The sequence below is a fragment of the Nonomuraea sp. NPDC049378 genome (genome assembly GCF_055586745.1).
The window spans coordinates 392,013-408,123 of the sequence record NZ_JBVJHP010000002.1 but is presented as its reverse complement, the minus strand read 5'-3'; the positions used below and the strand labels follow the sequence as shown (position 1 = coordinate 408,123).

General features: G+C 71.4%; 17 protein-coding genes. 5 read left to right on the top strand and 12 right to left on the bottom strand.

What is annotated here, in order from left to right:
* Window positions 1-6: 6 nt before the first annotated feature.
* The 4 genes from ACZ6SA_RS06825 to nuoH all read left to right on the top strand — a co-directional run bounded on the left by ACZ6SA_RS06825 (window position 7) and on the right by nuoH (window position 3,333).
* On the top strand, window positions 7-1,239 hold the full coding sequence (locus tag ACZ6SA_RS06825; protein WP_465826975.1) for a M48 family metallopeptidase: 1,233 nt from the start codon (window positions 7-9) through the stop codon (window positions 1,237-1,239).
* 87 nt (window positions 1,240-1,326) lie between these two features.
* A complete protein-coding gene (locus ACZ6SA_RS06820) occupies window positions 1,327-1,860 on the top strand; it encodes an NADH-quinone oxidoreductase subunit B (RefSeq protein ID WP_443155639.1) in 534 nt (177 codons plus the stop codon).
* Window positions 1,857-2,399 (top strand): NADH-quinone oxidoreductase subunit C, encoded by a 543-nt coding sequence (locus ACZ6SA_RS06815; RefSeq protein ID WP_347648423.1) that lies wholly within the window; start codon window positions 1,857-1,859, stop codon window positions 2,397-2,399. Before ACZ6SA_RS06820 ends, ACZ6SA_RS06815 begins: the two co-directional genes overlap by 4 nt.
* Entirely contained in the window at window positions 2,392-3,333 is a 942-nt protein-coding gene (gene nuoH / locus ACZ6SA_RS06810; RefSeq protein ID WP_347648424.1) for an NADH-quinone oxidoreductase subunit NuoH, read from the top strand. The genes ACZ6SA_RS06815 and nuoH overlap by 8 nt, the downstream gene beginning before the upstream one ends.
* 33 nt (window positions 3,334-3,366) lie before the next feature.
* On the opposite strand, the gene ACZ6SA_RS06805 is transcribed toward nuoH, so the two are convergent.
* The 3 genes from ACZ6SA_RS06805 to ACZ6SA_RS06795 are packed head-to-tail and all read right to left on the bottom strand — an operon-like array spanning window position 3,367 to window position 5,649.
* A complete protein-coding gene (locus ACZ6SA_RS06805) occupies window positions 3,367-3,825 on the bottom strand; it encodes a MaoC family dehydratase (RefSeq protein ID WP_347648425.1) in 459 nt (152 codons plus the stop codon).
* The gene (locus ACZ6SA_RS06800) at window positions 3,822-4,712 is read right to left on the bottom strand and encodes an amidohydrolase family protein (protein WP_465827101.1); all 891 of its coding nucleotides are present in this window, start codon (window positions 4,710-4,712) and stop codon (window positions 3,822-3,824) included. Before ACZ6SA_RS06800 ends, ACZ6SA_RS06805 begins: the two co-directional genes overlap by 4 nt.
* A 10-nt stretch (window positions 4,713-4,722) precedes the next feature.
* Window positions 4,723-5,649 (bottom strand): SDR family oxidoreductase, encoded by a 927-nt coding sequence (locus tag ACZ6SA_RS06795; protein ID WP_465826973.1) that lies wholly within the window; start codon window positions 5,647-5,649, stop codon window positions 4,723-4,725.
* Between the two features lie 104 nt (window positions 5,650-5,753).
* Here ACZ6SA_RS06795 and ACZ6SA_RS06790 point away from each other — a divergent pair, with 104 nt between their 5' ends.
* On the top strand, window positions 5,754-6,623 hold the full coding sequence (locus tag ACZ6SA_RS06790) for a PaaX family transcriptional regulator (protein WP_465826971.1): 870 nt from the start codon (window positions 5,754-5,756) through the stop codon (window positions 6,621-6,623).
* A gap of 19 nt (window positions 6,624-6,642) precedes the next feature.
* On the opposite strand, the gene ACZ6SA_RS06785 is transcribed toward ACZ6SA_RS06790, so the two are convergent.
* The 9 genes from ACZ6SA_RS06785 to ACZ6SA_RS06745 all read right to left on the bottom strand — a co-directional run bounded on the left by ACZ6SA_RS06785 (window position 6,643) and on the right by ACZ6SA_RS06745 (window position 16,059).
* Entirely contained in the window at window positions 6,643-7,914 is a 1,272-nt protein-coding gene (locus ACZ6SA_RS06785) for a 2-hydroxyacyl-CoA dehydratase (protein WP_465826970.1), read from the bottom strand.
* Entirely contained in the window at window positions 7,902-8,999 is a 1,098-nt protein-coding gene (locus tag ACZ6SA_RS06780) for a 2-hydroxyacyl-CoA dehydratase (RefSeq protein ID WP_465826969.1), read from the bottom strand. Before ACZ6SA_RS06780 ends, ACZ6SA_RS06785 begins: the two co-directional genes overlap by 13 nt.
* A 1-nt stretch (window position 9,000) precedes the next feature.
* Complete coding sequence (locus tag ACZ6SA_RS06775; RefSeq protein WP_465826967.1) at window positions 9,001-10,239, bottom strand: CaiB/BaiF CoA transferase family protein; 1,239 nt, start codon at window positions 10,237-10,239, stop codon at window positions 9,001-9,003.
* Window positions 10,232-11,353: a CapA family protein gene (locus ACZ6SA_RS06770; protein ID WP_465826966.1), complete on the bottom strand. Its 1,122-nt coding sequence runs from the start codon at window positions 11,351-11,353 to the stop codon at window positions 10,232-10,234. Before ACZ6SA_RS06770 ends, ACZ6SA_RS06775 begins: the two co-directional genes overlap by 8 nt.
* A complete protein-coding gene (locus ACZ6SA_RS06765) occupies window positions 11,350-12,165 on the bottom strand; it encodes an amino acid ABC transporter ATP-binding protein (protein ID WP_347648433.1) in 816 nt (271 codons plus the stop codon). Before ACZ6SA_RS06765 ends, ACZ6SA_RS06770 begins: the two co-directional genes overlap by 4 nt.
* The gene (locus ACZ6SA_RS06760; protein WP_347648434.1) at window positions 12,162-13,007 is read right to left on the bottom strand and encodes an amino acid ABC transporter permease; all 846 of its coding nucleotides are present in this window, start codon (window positions 13,005-13,007) and stop codon (window positions 12,162-12,164) included. The genes ACZ6SA_RS06765 and ACZ6SA_RS06760 overlap by 4 nt, the downstream gene beginning before the upstream one ends.
* Entirely contained in the window at window positions 13,004-13,897 is an 894-nt protein-coding gene (locus tag ACZ6SA_RS06755) for a transporter substrate-binding domain-containing protein (RefSeq protein WP_347648435.1), read from the bottom strand. Before ACZ6SA_RS06755 ends, ACZ6SA_RS06760 begins: the two co-directional genes overlap by 4 nt.
* A gap of 110 nt (window positions 13,898-14,007) precedes the next feature.
* Entirely contained in the window at window positions 14,008-14,931 is a 924-nt protein-coding gene (locus tag ACZ6SA_RS06750) for a PaaX family transcriptional regulator (protein ID WP_465826964.1), read from the bottom strand.
* 81 nt (window positions 14,932-15,012) lie between these two features.
* Window positions 15,013-16,059, bottom strand: coding sequence for a PaaX family transcriptional regulator (locus ACZ6SA_RS06745; protein ID WP_347648437.1), 1,047 nt, complete (start codon window positions 16,057-16,059; stop codon window positions 15,013-15,015).
* Window positions 16,060-16,111 lie beyond the last annotated feature (52 nt).

Below are 16,111 nucleotides of genomic sequence, written 5' to 3'. Positions count from 1 at the left end.
TATGCCGTGTCCGTCTGCCCTCAGTGCGACCAGCCGCTCAAGACCGAGCCGTCCTTCCCCTCGTGGTGCCCGTCGTGCGACTGGAACGTCGTACGCGACGGCGGAAGGCGGGAGCACGCGCGGCCGGCCCGATTATCAGCCAGGCTCGTCCGCGGCCTCCACGAGGACGTCCTCCGCTCGGAGAAGGAACCCGGCGGACTCCCGGCGGGCACGGCCCGCGTCGCCGGCTACGCCCTCGCCTGCCTGACCCACCTCCTCACCCCCGCTCTCCTCCTCCTCGCCGGCTACCTGCTGACCCGCGGCAGCCTCTTCGCCGTGCTCCCCGCCCTGGTGGCCCTCGACCTCGCCTGGCTGCTGCGCCCCCGCCCCGCCCCCTTCCCCGGCGGCGCGCAGCCCCTCACCCGCGAGGACGCGCCCGACCTGTACGCCCTGCTCGACCGCATCGGCACGGAGATCAAGGCGCCCCGGACCGACCTGGTCGCCGTCAGCGGCGAGGTGAACGCGTCCTTCAGCACCTACGGCTGGCGGCGCCGGCGCCTGGTCGAGATCGGCTACCCGCTGTGGGCGATCCTGACCCCGCAGGAACGCGTCGCGCTCCTCGCCCACGAGATGGCCCATGCGAGCAACGGCGACGACCGGCACGGGCTCGTCGTCGGCAGCGCGCTGCACTCGCTCACGGTGCTGCGCGAACTGACGACATTCGGCTGGGAGCCGGGGGACGGCCTCTCCCGCTGGCTCGCCGAATCCCTGCTGGCCCTGCTCGGACTCCCCGTACGCGGGCTCATCGCCGCGATGGAACTGCTGCTGCACCGCGCGTCACAACGTGCCGAATACCGGGCCGACGCGATGGCGGCGCGGGTCGCGGGCGTGCCGGCGACGGCCTCGCTCCTGGACGCGACGGTCACCAGGGCGGCCTCCGCCCTCTGGTTCCTGGAGACGAGCGCGCTCACGGTGAAACCCGAACGATTGTGGACGGCCCTGCGCACGTCCGCTGACGCGGTGCCCGACTCGGAGCTGGAGCGCCGCCGCCGCGCCGCCCGCCTGGAGGAGCTGCGGGTGGACAACACGCACCCGCCGACGTACCTGCGGATGGAGTGGGTCGCGACGCTGCCCTACCAGGAGGCACGGGTGGCGGCCGGGGACGCGGCGCGCGGGGCGGACGGCGCCGAGCTCGACGCGGCGGCGAGCCGCGTGGCGCGGGCCATCAGGGAGAACGCGCAATCAGCCCGCTACCGCTGACCGCGCGGTGGTCATCGGGAGCGCAACGGCTGTTCACGCCAGGGAAGATTCCTTTGCGTTCCCCCTGATGCGCGTAAGAATGGGCACATGGCAGCAACGGACCTCCCGATGCCCACAGTGGGGCCGATCTCCAGGTTGGCCCCCAAACCCATGCGCTTCGTGCTCAACTGGGGCAGGCGCTATTCGCTGTGGGTGTTCAACTTCGGCCTTGCCTGCTGCGCCATCGAGTTCATCGCGACGTCGGCGAGCCGCCACGACTTCATCCGCTTCGGCGTCATCCCGTTCGCCAACGGTCCCAGGCAGGCCGACCTCATGATCGTCTCCGGCACGGTCACCGACAAGATGGCCCCCGCCGTCAAGCGCCTCTACGAGCAGATGCCCGACCCGAAATACGTGATCTCGTTCGGCGCCTGCTCCAACAGCGGAGGCCCCTACTGGGACTCCTACTGCGTGACCAACGGCGTCGACCAGATCATCCCCGTGGACATCTACGTCCCCGGCTGCCCGCCCAGGCCGGAGGCGCTCCTCTACGGCATCACCAAACTCCAGGAGAAGATCGCCGGGGAGAAGCTCAGCGACCGCTACGTCTGGTCCCGCGCCCACTCGTCGGAGCAGGCGTGACCGCCCGGATCGCCGAACGGTTCGGCGAGCGCGCGGAGATCACCGAGTCGTACGGCGACGTCACCGTCGACGTCGCCCCCGACGGCTGGATCGAGTTGCTGACGTTCGTCCGCGACGAGCTCGGCCACACCTTCTTCGACTGGCTGACCGGCGTCGACGACCCGCCGGACACGTTCCAGATCGTGGCCCACGTCTGCAACCCCGACGCCCGCACCCGCCTGCTGCTGCGCACCCGGGTCCCGCGCGCCGACCCTCACCTGCCCAGCGCCGTCGACGTCTACAGGGGCGCCAACTGGCACGAGCGCGAGACGTACGAGATGTTCGGGGTGATCTTCGACGGTCACCCCTACCTGGTGCCGCTGCTGCTGCCTGACGGCTTCGAAGGCCATCCGCTGCGCAAGGACTTCGTCCTGGCCGCCCGCGTGGCCAAGGCATGGCCCGGCGCCAAGGAACCCGGCGAGTCGGGGCACGGCGCCCCGAGCCGCCGCAAGACGCTTCCGCCAGGAGTTCCAGCCGACTGGGGGCCGCCCGATGCTTGACGTGGTGCTGAGCTTCGCCGTCATCCTCCTCGTGTTCCTGGTGCTGCCGCTGATCGTGGGCCAGACCGAGCACAAGGTCATGGCGCACATGCAGTCGCGGCTGGGGCCCATGTACGCGGGCGGCTTCCACGGCTGGGCGCAGCTCATCGCCGACGGGGTGAAGTTCGCGCAGAAGGAGGACGTCGTCCCGGCCGCGGCCGACCGCCGCATCTTCATGATCGCCCCTGGTGTGGCGCTCGTGCCCTACCTCCTCGTGCTGATCGCCATCCCCCTCGACCGCGGCCTCGTGGCCGTCGACCTCGACCTCGGCCTCTTCTTCGTGCTCGCCGTCATGGGCGTGGGCGTGCTGGGCGCGATCATGGCAGGGTGGGCCTCGGCCAACAAATACTCCGTGCTCGGCGGCATGCGCTCGGCGGCCCAGCTCATGGCGTACGAGCTGCCGCTCGTGCTGGCGGCCTCGTCGGTGGCGATGGCCGCGGGCACGCTGTCGATCCCCGGCATCGTCGAGGCGTGGCAGTGGTGGTGGTTGCCGTGGCAGGCCATCGGCGGCGTCGTCTTCTTCGTGGCCGGGCTCGCGGAGCTGCGGCGCCCGCCGTTCGACATGCCGATCGCCGAGTCCGAGATCATCATGGGCCCGATGACGGAGTACACCGGCATGCGCTTCGCGCTGTTCATGCTCTCGGAATATGTCGGGATCGTGGTCCTGTCGTTCCTGACCACCGTCCTGTTCCTGGGCGGCTGGCACGGGCCGTTCCTGCCCGGCTGGTTGTGGACCCTGGTCAAGGTGTTCGCGCTGGCGTTCGTGGTGATCTGGCTGCGGGTGACCTATCCGCGGCTGCGCGAGGACCAGTTGCAGAAGCTCGCCTGGGCCGGGCTGGTCCCGCTGGCGCTCGTGCAACTGGCGCTCACCGGGGTCGTCAAGGTCATCGTCTGACGGGCACAGCCCGGTCCTCCGCGCGTGACGACGTCAGGCGTAGTGGCGGTAGATGGCGCGGGCGACGCAGGCCGGCTTGTCCGCCCCTTCGATCTCGACGGTGAAGTCGAGGTGCATCTGCACGCCGTCGCCGGGCACGTCCTCGACCGAGGCGACGGTGGCGGCCAGGCGGACCCGGGCGCCCACCTTGACCGGGCTGGGGAAGCGGACCTTGTCCAGGCCGTAGTTGATGCTCATCTTAACGCCCTGGATGTCGAGCACCTCGTTGAACAGCGGGATGACCAGGGACAGCGTCAGGTAGCCGTGGGCGATCGCGCCGCCGAACGGCCCGCCCGCGGCCCTGCCGGGGTCGACGTGGATCCACTGGTGGTCGTCGGTGGCGTCGGCGAAGGTGTTCACCCGGTCCTGGGCGATCTCCAGCCAGCCGCTGTGGCCGAGACTCTCGCCGGCCAGCGCCCTGATCTCGTCGAGCCCGTACGCCGTGGTGGTCATGCGTCCGTCGTCCTCTCCTGGGTGCCGAGCCCGAGCAGGCGTACGGCGTTGTCCTTCAGAATCCTCGGGCGGACCTCGGGCTTGATCTCGAGCTTGTCGAAGTCGGCCAGCCAGCGGTCCGGGGTGATCACGGGGTAGTCGGACCCGAAGAGCACCTTGTCCTTGAGCAGCGTGTTGGCGTACCTCACGAGCTGCGGCGGGAAGTATTTCGGCGACCAGCCCGACAGGTCGATGTGGACGTACGGCTTGTGGGTGGCCACCGCCAGCGCCTCGTCCTGCCAGGGGAACGACGGATGGGCCAGGATGATCCGCAGCTCGGGGAAGTCCACGGCCACGTCGTCCACCAGCATGGGATTGCCGTATTTGAGCCGGATGCCGCCCCCGCCGGGGACACCCGCGCCGATGCCGGTCTGCCCGGTGTGGAACAACGCCGGGACACCCAGCTCCTCGATCGCCTCGTACAACGGGTACGCCACGGGGTCGTTGGGGGCGATGCCCTGGATGCTCGGGTGGAACTTGAACCCGCGCACTCCGTGCTCCTCGACCAGCCGCCGCGCCTCTCGCGCGCCCGCCCTGCCCTTCCAGGGGTCGACGCTGGCGAACGGGATCAGCACGTCGGCGTGCTCGGCGCAGCTCTCCGCGACCTCCTCGTTCGAGATGCGCGGGTGCCCGGTGGCGTGCTCGGCGTCCACGGTGAACACCACCGCGGCCATCTTCCGCTCCCGGTAGTACGCGGCCATCTCGGGGATGGCCGGCTTCCGGTGCCCGTGGGCCTTGAAGTAGTCCTCCGAGGCGCCGAACAGCTCCGGGCTGAGCGAGCCGTGCCCGTCCTTGGAGATCTCCGCGTGGGTGTGCACGTCGACCGCGACCAGCTCGGCGACGTTCATGGCCGCCATGTCAGGCCTCCTGCCCGTCCGAGGCGGGGACCTTGGGCGCGGGGACCCCGTACGTCTCCGGCTCGGCGCCGACACCCGAGTGCCAGGAGGCGGCGATCGCCTCGGCCGTCCACCCTCCGTCGGCGAGGGCGACGGCCTTCTCGCCGGGGTGGGACCACAGGGCGAGGCGGTCGCCGCCGACGCCGATCGCCTGGCCGGTCACCTCCGCGGAGGCGTCGGAAGCGAGGAACACGACGAGCCCCGCCACGTCCTCGACCGTGCCCAGGCCCTCGTCCTTGCGCAGCCAGCCGGGCAACGGCCGGCCGGTCCGCTCGGATTCCTCGATGATCGGCGCGAACACGGGAATGGTCTTGGTCATCCCGGTCGCGGCCACCGGCACGACCGCGTTCACCGTGATCTTCGCCCTGGCCAGCTCCATCGCCCAGGTTCTGGCCATCGCCACGATGCCGGCCTTGGCCGCCGCGTAGTTGGTCTGGCCGAAGTTCCCGCGCTGGCCCGCCGGCGAGGAGATGAGGATCAGCCGGCCGCCGGTGCCCTGCTCGCGCATCTGGACCGCCGCGGCCCGCGCGCAGGTGAACGTGCCGCGCAGGTGCACGTCGATCACCGCGTCGAAGTCGTCGTCCGACATCTTCCACAGGACCCGGTCGCGCAGGATCCCCGCGTTGGTGACCATCACGTCAAGCCGGCCGAACTCCTTGACCGCTGTGGCGACCAGCCGGTCGGCCACCTCGGCTGAGCCGACGGGGGCCTCGACGCTCAGCGCGCGGCCGCCGCTCCCGGTGATGGCGGCGACGGCCTGCGCCGCCGCCGCGGCGTCCACGTCGTTGACGATCACCGCCGCTCCGGCTGTGGCCAGCGCCTCGGCGTATGCGCGGCCGAGCCCGCGGCCCGCACCTGTGACAACGGCGACTTTGCCGGACAGATCCATTGCATTCCCCCTGAGGTGTGAGGCGGATGAGGCGAATATATGTCGGTATTGTGACGAACGTCAAAGATTTGCCTAACGTCCTGAGGTCGGCCTACTCTCGTGTTGTGACGCGCACCGACGGGGACGACGACGGGCAGCCGGCATCGGCCCCGCGGCCGCAGTCGCTGCTGTTCAGCTTTCTGGGGATCTACGTGCTGGGCCGCGACCTTGCCGTCTACTCGGGCAGCCTCATCGAGGTGTTCTCCCGCCTGGGCGTCTCCGAGGAGGCGGTCCGGTCGACGCTGGCCCGCATGGTGAAGCGAAACCTGCTGGCCCGGCACCGCCGCGGGCGCAAGACGTACATCGGGCTCACCGAACGGGCCGAACAGGTGCTGGAGGACGGGCGCCGCCGCGTCTGGGAGACCGGCGCGGTCAACCGCGCATGGGACGGCACCTGGACCCTCGTCGGGTTCTCTCTCCCCGACAGCCTGCGCACCACCAGGCACGACCTGCGCTCCCAGCTCGTCTGGGCCGGGTTCGGCCTGCTGCAGAGCGGGCTGTGGATCGCCCCCGGCACCAAGGACACCGGCGATGTCCTCACCTCCCTCGAGTCGGGCGATCTGCGGGTGGACGACCACGTCACCGTGCTGCAGGCCCGGGCGCTCAAGCCCACCGAGTCGGCCGACCTCGTCCGCAAGGCCTTCGACACCGAGCAGATCGCCGGCCGCTACCGGGCCTTCCTCCGCCGCTGGGACACCCGGCATCCGGTGCCGGCCGCGGCCGACGACCTCGCCCGCCAGCTTCTCCTGCACACCGACTGGCTCCAGCTCATCCGGCAGGACCCGCACCTGCCCGCCGAACACCTGCCGCGGGACTGGCCGGCGATCCGGGCCGAGCAGGTCTTCCACACGCTCGCCCGCGTCTACGAACCACCCGCGCGGGAAGTGGCGTCGGCGATCCTCGACACGTCCGGCGTACGGCAGGACCCACCCTGACCCCGCCCGGCGGGGAGCTCTACCCGGGTCGGGCCATGACGACGTCCTCCAGCCACCGACCGACGCGTTCGACCATGTCGTCGTCGAAGGTGCGGGCGTCGACGTTGTCGGCATGGATCTCGAGCACGGGAAACCCGGCCGCCTCCAGTGCCCTGGCGGTGAAGTAGCTGCCCCGGGGGTCGTCGGAGACCAGATGGACCACGCCGTCGATGCCGTGCGAGCGGGCCTCCTTCACGTACCACTCGCTCGACCACGGCGGGGTGTAGAGCTGGTCGCTGAAGGCGGCGAAGCGCGCCGCCAGCGCCCTCATGGGGTCGTCGCCGTAACGGATATAACCGTCGGCGGCGACGGCGAGGTACATCGACCAGACGAACACCGCCCCGTACTCCTCCTGGAAGCGCTGGTAGAAGCCCATGTCGTACCAGAGGCCGCGGCCGATCCACATCAGCCTGGCCCGCTCCTCCTGGCACGCGCCCACGCCCGCGTCGACCCGGTCGCGCACCTCCTCGTAGAAGCGCCTGGCGAGGTCCCTGGCCCACTCGGTGCCGCGGTGCCACTGCGGGAGCATGACGCTGGGGATGCTGTCGACGACGCCGAGCGGCGCGGGCCGGGCGCGGGCGACGAGGGCACGCGTCTTCCTGTTCCACTCCCCCTGCTCGTTGGCCAGGGCCATCACCTCGCGGAAGCGGGACTCGTCGAACCGCCTGCCGGTGGTGGTCTCCAGGAACCTGACGAGGTTCTCCAGCTCCGCGGTGAGCAGATCCAGCCTGGCCGGGCCGACGGCCTCTTCCCACCGGTGCGGCATGAGCTCCCACCAGTTGACGGGGACCTCGTTCTCGGCGGCGCTCTCCAGGGGGTAGAAGGTGACCCCCGGCTCCTGCCCCCAGATGTCGAAGATCTTGCGGGTGACGTCGCCGGAAGCGTCGCCGACGACGATGTCCGGCCCGGGCAGGCCGCCCCACGGGCCCGCCTCCGGCTCCGGGTCGAACGCGGAGCCGAGGGTGACCGCGTTGTACTGCTCGGAGTAGTCGGGGTAGCCGCGCTGCCGCACCAGCTCCAGGTAGTGCCCCGACCGCTGCTTGGCGGTCACCAGAGAAGCCCACCATTGGCTGACCGCGTACGGGATGTCCATCGTGCGGAAGATCTCGTGCGGGACGTCCGCGTTCAGCAGGGCGAACGGCTCGCCGGCGGCGACCCGCCCGCGCAGGTCGGCGAACCATTCGCGCTGGTGCCTGCCCGCCTCGGCCGCCGTGTCGAGGGATTTCACACTGCGCGATCTCACGTTGGGCATGGATGTTCCTTCCGCAGGGCGGCCAGATCGGCACGCCCGTAGTCCTGGTGCTCCAGCAGCACGGCGGGGATGTCCAGCGCCGCGCGCTGCGCGGGGAAGTCCCAGGCCGGGGCCTCGTCTCCGGCCCTGCAATAGGCGACGAAGAGCTCGGCCCCGCAGTGCCGTACGGCCGCCGCCGCGCGCGCGGCCCGCTCGCCCGCCGTGCCCCTGTGGGCGGTCGGGCCGCCGTGGTGGTAGCGCTCGGCCAGCGCGTCGAGGCCGCCCGCGCCGACCGGCTCGTTCACGAAAGGGCCGCCGAAGGAGTGGTCCTCACCGACGATCACCAGGCCCTCGGACTCGATGGCCTCGTACACGTGCGGCGTGTCGTGGTCGCTGCCGCTCAGGAAGACGCGCCGCCCCGCGTGCTCCGGGAGCTGATCCGCCTCGACCAGCAGCCGTTCCAGCAGTGCGACGTGCTCGTCCACGGGCAGGACCGCATTGGCCACCGCGAGGAACTGCCTCCCCGTGAGGCGGGCGGGCACGGCCCTGCGCAGCTCGGCGGCGGCGGCCAGCAGCCGGCGCCGCACGTCGTGCGCCGCCACCGCCCCGGCCAGGTCGAGAGGGCGGCCGGTCCAGGCCTCGAGCCTGGCGGCGAACTCGCCGATCCTGCGCCGGTTGTACCGGGCGGTCGTGCGGTGCGGCAGGTGCAGGATGTCCACCAGGTACGCCTCGGGCAGCCCCGAGCCCGGCTCCACGCGGCACAGCTCGCGCAGCGCGTAGAACAGCCGCAGGGACGCCTCGCAGTCGCGCGAGACCACGATGCGATCCAGCTCGCCGAAGGAGCCGGCGAGCAGCCGGGCGAGCACCGAGCGGGCCACCGGGTCCACCCCGCGGCCCAGGTATCGGTCTCCGAGCGCGGACCCGGACCCCGGGTCGCCCGTGAGACGGAACGCGCGGACTCCCGCGGCGGTCAGCAGCTCGACCGGCATGTCCGCCCCGACGTAGCCGACGACCGCGGTCCGGCCGCCGGTCCGGCCGTTCGAGGCGGCAGGAGGCGCGCCGTGCCGGGCGTACGCCTCCTCCAGCGCGGCCAGGGCCGTGCGCACGTCAGATCACCCCTTCCTCGGCCAGCTCCTTCAGCTCGGCGCCGGAGTAGCCGAGCAACCCGCCGTAGATCTCGGCGTTGTGCTCGCCGAGGCCGGGCGCCGGCCGGTCGAGCGCCGCCTCCGAGTCGGAGAAGCGGATCGGCACGCCGGTCCCGTACAGGTCCGCCTGGCGGCCGTGGCGGGGATGCTCCAGCGGCACGACCTCCTCGCGCTCCAGCACCAGCGGGTCGCGCACGCCGTCGCCGGGCTCCCGCACCTCGGCTGCGGGCACGCCATGCCGGGTGAGCAGGTCGAGGACCACGGCGAGCGGCCGGTCCGCCGCCCACGAGCCCACCAGCTCGTGCAGCTCCCCGGAGTTGGCCACGCGCGCGTCCCGGGAGGCGAACCGCGGGTCCGCGGCCAGGTCGTCGCGCCCCATCGCCGCGAACAGGCCGCGGGCGAAGGCGTCGGTCGGGCCGCACAGCGCGAACCAGCCGTCCGCTGTGGGAAACGTGCCGAACGGCGCCAGCCTGGGCACGGTCGTCCCCGTGCGCATGGGCAGGCCCAGCTTCTCGTAGGCGTCGAAGGGCTCGCACGCGACCAGCGAGGTGAGCGCCCCGAGCATGGACACGTCCACGTGCTGGCCCTGGCCGGTCGCGTCGGCCCGCAGGACCGCGGCGAGCGTGCCGATCACCGCGTACAGCGGCGCGACCAGGTCGCCCACCGGCAGGCCGAAGCGGACAGGCGGCTCGCCGGGGGCGCCCGCGGTCATCATCACGCCGCTGAGCGCCTGGATGATGGTGTCCATCGCCTTGCCCGAGCCGGGACCGCCCTGCGCGCCGAACCCGCTGATCGACGTGCACACGATCCGCGGGTTGATCGTGCTCGCCCAGTCGTGGCCGATGCCGAGCCGCGCCGTGACGCCGGCGCTGTAATTGTCGATCATGATGTCCGACACCCGGACCAGACCGGCCAGGACGTCGCGGGCGCGGGGGTGCTTCAGGTTCAGCGTGACGCTCTGCTTGTTACGGCCCCGCAGGAGCATCGACACGGACATGTCGTCGTCCCCGCCGCGGGTCAGTGCCAGCCCGTCGGCGCCGAGATAGGGGGCGTTGTTGCGGGAGCTGTCGCCGCCGGTCAGCGGATTCTCCACCTTGATCACACGGGCGCCGAGCCCGGCCAGCAGCAGGGTCGCGTACGGCCCGGACAGCGCGGTGGTCAGATCGATCACCGTACGGCCGGCCAGCGGGCGTTCAGCCACGCAGCACCACCTCGTCCCCCTCCCAGCGGAACTCCGTCTCCAGACCCGCCTGCCGCGTGATGCGCTCGATGTACGCCACGACCCGCCGTCCCTCCTCGTCGTCGCCGAGCGGCACCGGCCGGCCGGCGCCGTCGATCCAGCAGGGCACGAGACCGGCCGAGACCAGGCCGTTCCGGTCGAAGCGGCAGAGCGCGATCGCGGTGTTCCGGCTCTCGGGATGAAAGGGGTAGTACGGCATGTCCGGGTCCGGGGCGAAGCCGTACAGCTCGACTCTGCGGCGCGCCCACGCGGCCCGCTCGCCTTCGTCGCCTGTCGCGGGCGTCAACGCGTGGGTGACGGTCACGAAGTTGCCCAGCCCGTGGTAGATCGGCCTGCCGCGGTACATCTCGACGCCTCGCATGATGTGGGCGTGGTGGGCGAACACGGCGTGCGCTCCGGCGTCGACGGCGGCACGGGCGACGGGCCGCTCGTACATCGCCAGCACGGCGGGTGTGTGCCCGACGCCCTTGTGCAGCGACACCAGCACGACGTCGGCCTCGGCGGCCAGGGCCGCCACGTCGGCCGCCAGCCGCTCCAGGCACGCGGGGTCGGCGAAGGTGTAGACGGCGGGCGGCCCGCCGGGGCTGGCGTGGTCGAGCTCGTAGTGGGTCAGCACCTTGACGTATGCGCAGCCCGGCTTGCGGCTGGTCGCCCAGGACTCGCGCGGGCCGACGCAGTTGTAGCTCAGCACGCCGATCCGCAGCCCGCCGCGCTCCACGACCGCGGGACGGCGGGCCTGGCCGAGGGTCATGCCGGCGCCCGCGGTGGCCAGCCCGGCCTCGGTCGCGTACCTGATGGTGTCGGCCACTCCCTGGTCGCCGACGTCGTAGACATGGTTGCCCGCGAGCGTCACCACGTGGAATCCGGCCTCGGCGACCGCGGAGAGCGCGGCGGGATCGGCGGGCGGCGCGGGTACGTCGGTGCTGACCTGGGCGGTGGATGTGCTGTGGGGCACCTCGATGTGGCCGATCACCACATCGCCCCGGCCCAGCGTCTCCCGTGCCGGGGCGAAGAAGGACGCGGGGTCGGGCTCGTCGACGACGAGGTCGCCGACGGCCATTACCGTGCAAGTCAAGAGGTGGTCTCCTCCTCGAGCGCGCGTTCGTCAGGGGTTGGGGCCGCGCGCCCGGAGAAGCGCGACAGGAAGGCTCGCAGACGGGGCGAGGCGGGATTGTCGAAGATCTCCTCGGGAGTGCCGGTCTCGACCACCCGGCCCTCCTCCATGAAGACGCAGCGATCGGCCACCTCGCGGGCGAAGCTCATCTCGTGCGTCACGATGATCATGGTCATGCCGCCGCGGGCCAGATCGAGCACGACGCTCAGCACCTCGTCCACCAGCTCGGGATCGAGAGCGCTGGTGGGCTCGTCGAAGAGCATGATCCTCGGGTGCGTGGCCAGGGCCCTGGCGATGGCGACGCGCTGCTGCTGGCCGCCGGAGAGCATCCGGGGGTGGGCGTCCGCCTTGCCGGCGAGCCCCACCCGCTCCAGCAGCCGCAGCGCCTCCTCGCGCGCCTCCTCGGGGGCGCGGCCGTGGACCGCCACCTGGGCCTCGACGACGTTGCGCAGCACGCTCCAGTGCGCGAACAGGTTGAACTGCTGGAAGACCATGCCCATGCGGCCGCGCTGGGCGGCCACGCGGCGGTCCGGCAGGGGACGCAGGTGGCCCCTGTGCATCTCGTGGCCGAGCAGTTCCCCGTCGAGGTACATGGCCCCGCCGTCGATGTTCTCCAGCTGGTGGACGCAGCGGACCAGGGTGGACTTGCCCGACCCGGACGGGCCGATGACGGTGACGACCTCGCCCTCGTGCACGTCCAGGTTCACCCCGTCGAGCGCCAGGTGGTCGCCGAACCGCTTGCGCACGTCATGGACGCGCAGGACCGGTGTCACCGCTGCCCCCTTCCGAAGTGCTGCTCCAGGCGCCGCTGGCCGAGCGACAGCACGGTGACCACCGCCAGGTACCAGGCGCAGGCGACGATCAGCAGCGGCACGATCTCGTAGGTCCTGTTGTAGATCACCTGCACCGAGTACAGCAGGTCGGCCATCGCGATCACGCTGACCAGGGAGGTGCCCTTGAGCAGGCTGATGAACTGGCTGCCGGTGGGCGGGACGATCACCCGCATCGCCTGCGGAAGCACGACCTTGACGAAGCTCTGCCGGGATGTGAAGCCCATCGCGCGGGCCGCGTCACGCTGCCCGCCGTCCACGGCCAGGATGCCGGCCCTGACGATCTCGGCCATGTACGCGGCCTCGTGCAGGGTGAGCCCGATGACGGCGGCGGTCAGCGAGCTGATCACGGAGTTGGTCGGCCACGAGACGAAGGTCGGGCCGAACGGCACGCCCAGCGAGATCCGCGGCAGGAGGTAACCGAGGTTGAACCAGAAGATCAGCTGGACCAGGGGTGGTATGCCGCGGAAGACCGCGACGTAGACGCCGCAGGCCCAGGCCACCGGCCTGAAGCCGCTCAGCCTGCCCGACGCGAGAAGCACCCCGAGCACGCTGCCCAGCGCCATCCCGATGACGGTGAGCAGCAGCGACATGCCGAGACCGCGCAGGATGTTCGGGTCGAACAGGTAGGTGCCGACCACCGGCCATTCGAACCGCGGGTTGGTGACGAGGAACCAGGCGAACTGCGCGACGAGCACGAGGAGCACGGCTCCGACCACCCAGCGCAGGGGGCGGATGCGGGGACGGGCCGAGGCGACGTCCACGACCTGCGGCGCCGAGCTCACTGCGCCGCCGCTGTGTTCATCCGGGGCTCTTCCACCGCCACCTTCTGGAGCCCGTACCTGTCCATGATCTTCTTGTACTCGCCGTTCTCGAAGATCTCCTTGAACGCGTCGAGCATGACCGGGCCGAGACCGCTGGACTTGGGCACGAGCATCGCCAGCTGGTCGACGCCGGCGCCCTGCTCGTCGGTCTGCGTGACGTACGTGAAGGCGTCCTTCTGCTTCACCATCACGTCGAGGGCCGCGCTCTCGGTCATGCCCGCGGCGTCGGCGCGGCCGGACGTGGCGGCGAGGATGGTGCCGTTCGTGTCGGCGAAGCCGATGAAGTCGATCTGCGGCTTGCCCTGCTTGGCGCACCATTCGGTCAGGCGCTTGGCCTGGTCCTCCACAATGCTGCCGGCGGTGCCGGCGACCCGCTTGCCGCACAGGTCACCCGAGCTCTTGATGGCCGAGGACCCGGCCTTGGGGATCAGATAGGAGGTCCGGGTGACCATCCAGACGATCGCGTCGAACTGCTTCTCGCGCTCGGCGGTGTCCTTGACCGGCCCGTTGAAGGCGTCGTACCTGGAGGCGAGCATGCCGGAGAGCGCCGCGGGCAGGCCGCTGACGATCGAGATCTCGGTGCGGACCCCCAGCGCCTTGCCGAGGGCGTCCTGCAGATCCTTGTCGATGCCCGTGACGGTCTTGCCGTCGTTGGCGACGATCCGGTAGGGCGGGTGGGAGTCTCCGGCAAATCGGATGACGCCCGTCTCCTTGACGGCATCGGGTAGGGCGTCGTACAGCGCCGTCGCGCCGGCCGGCCGCTGCGTCTCACCGCCGCCTCCGCCGCATGCTGCGGCACCGGCGAGAGTCAATACCGCCGCACTCGCGAGAACGGTCCTGGGCAGTCTCATGGTGGTCCTCCCGCGACCGGACTAAGGCTGCAGTTAGTTGTGCGGTCGTTGGGGTAAGTGTCACACCTAAGGGTGCACGCCTGTCAAGAGCCGGTTGTGCGGGGGAGCGATCAGGTGGGCGCGAGGATGGAACCGGTCCGGTGGTGGGCGACCAGTTCGGCCAGTCCGGGCTCGAACTCCGCGACGATCTGCTTGACGCGGAACTCGGCGAGCGGCCCGAGGGTGTCGTAGATCTCCACGAAGAGGTCCCTGGCCGCGGCGCGCGGCCAGTCGGCGGGCAGCAGCTCCGCCGGCAGGTCGGGATCGTGGTTGGGGAACGTCCGCCAGGTGTCCATGATCCCCGAACGCGCCACCAGCGCCTCGGACGCGCCGACCGCGCCCTTGCGGACGCGTTCCAGGAGGGGCGCGTACCGGGCCACGAACTCCTCGTAGGTGCGCCGGAGCTGATCGAAGTCCCACGCCTCCTGCGGGGCGCGCATGCCCGTCAGGTCCAGGGCCTCGGCGCGGAAGACCGTCGCCATCGGGATCTCCAGCTCGGTGAGCACCGCCGCCGCGCTGTCGGTGTTCGCCCGCGGCGAGACCCACAGCCCGTCGTAGAGCGGGGCGAAGCCGAGCCAGCGCAACCTCGCGCGCAGCGCGTGGCGCAGGTCGCGCTGTTCCTCGGAGATGGAGAAGGCCGCCATCACCCATCTGCCGTCCCAGGCGCCCTGCTCCAGGCCGAAGGACATGATCCGCTGCCTGCCCTCCAGCATCACCGCGGCGGCCCGGTCGGTCAGCCGGTAGTAGGTGCGCCGCCCGGACTTGGACGACTCCAGCAGATCCCGTCTGGTCAGGCGGCTGAGCGCGGCCCTGGCCGCCACGGCGGAGACCCCGAACTCCTCGGCCAGCCGCACCAGGGCCGCGGACGGCAGCTGCTCGGGCCGGCTGATCCAGTAGTCACCGAGCAGCGTCGTGATCAGGTGCTGCGGGGGTGCGCCGACCTGGAAGCGCGGAAAGTCGACGTTCCCTGCCTCGGACAGCTCGCTATCATTCACAGCGAGAGTATATTGGCAACGCTTGGACGTGCGCTCGTTATGGGAATGTCATGCTTCCATGGTGGCTCTCGATGCGGGGCGTCAGCGGGCCTCGCCGCCCTCCGCCCGCCACGCGCCGGCCAGGTCGCCACCGGCGAGGAGGTCCAGGCGGTCGCGGTCGGTCGTCGCGTCGAAGCTCGTGTGACGGTGGGCCACCGGCGACTCCAGGCCGGACACCTGCGTGAAGGTGTGGTGCGCTGCCAGCCCGGCCAGCTCGGGGTCGAATCCGGCGAGGATCTCGCGGAAGCGCTGCTCCGCCGGCTCTCCGAGCGAGTCGTAGATCTGCACGCACAGCCGCCTGGCCTCGTCGCGCGGCCAGCCGGCGGGAAGCAGCTCGGCGGGAAGGTCGGGGTCGAGCGTGGGGAACACCCGCCAGTCGGTCATGATCGCGGTCCGTAGCCGCAGCGCTTCCGCAGGGCACGGGACGGACATCGCCAGCCGCTCGGCGACCGGCCGGTGGGTGCGGATGAAGCGCAGGTAACGTTCGCGCAGCGCGGTGACGTCGAAGGCGCGGGCCGGCACCGGGTCCAGGTCGTCGTCGGCGACCTTGCGGGCCCGGAACACCACCGCCCCGCGCACGCCCAGCCTTCGCGCGAGCTCGACGACGTCGTCCGTCATGTCGTGCGGGGACACCCACACCGCGTCGAAGATCATGCCGAAATGCAGGAGACGCAGCCCGTCGCGCAGCGCGCGGCGGGTGTCCCGCTGGTCCTCGGGCACCGAGAACGTGACGACCGTCCACTTCCCGTCCCAGCGCGGGGTGGCGGCGCCGAAGGTCAGCAGCCGGCGCATGTGCGCCACGATCACGTCGTTGGCCCGGGGCGGCAGGCCGTACGCGGTGGTGCGACCGTTGCGGGAGCTGGTCAGCAGCCCTCGCGAGGTGAGCCGCCGCAGGGCGGCGCGGGCGCTGGCCGCGGTGATGCCGAACTCCTCCAGCAGCCGCACCAGCGCCGCCGACGGGATGTGCTCCTGCCGCCAGAACCAGTAGTCGCCCAGCAGCGTGGTCAGCAGCCGCTGTGGCTCGGCCCCTTGCCGAGCCCTTGGCAGGGAGCCGGGCTCCGGCGACGCGGCCACCTGGCGTCGGTCCATCGTCAGACTCCTCAGCCGGTGAGGGGCCCAGCAGGCCACGCCCGATCACGGA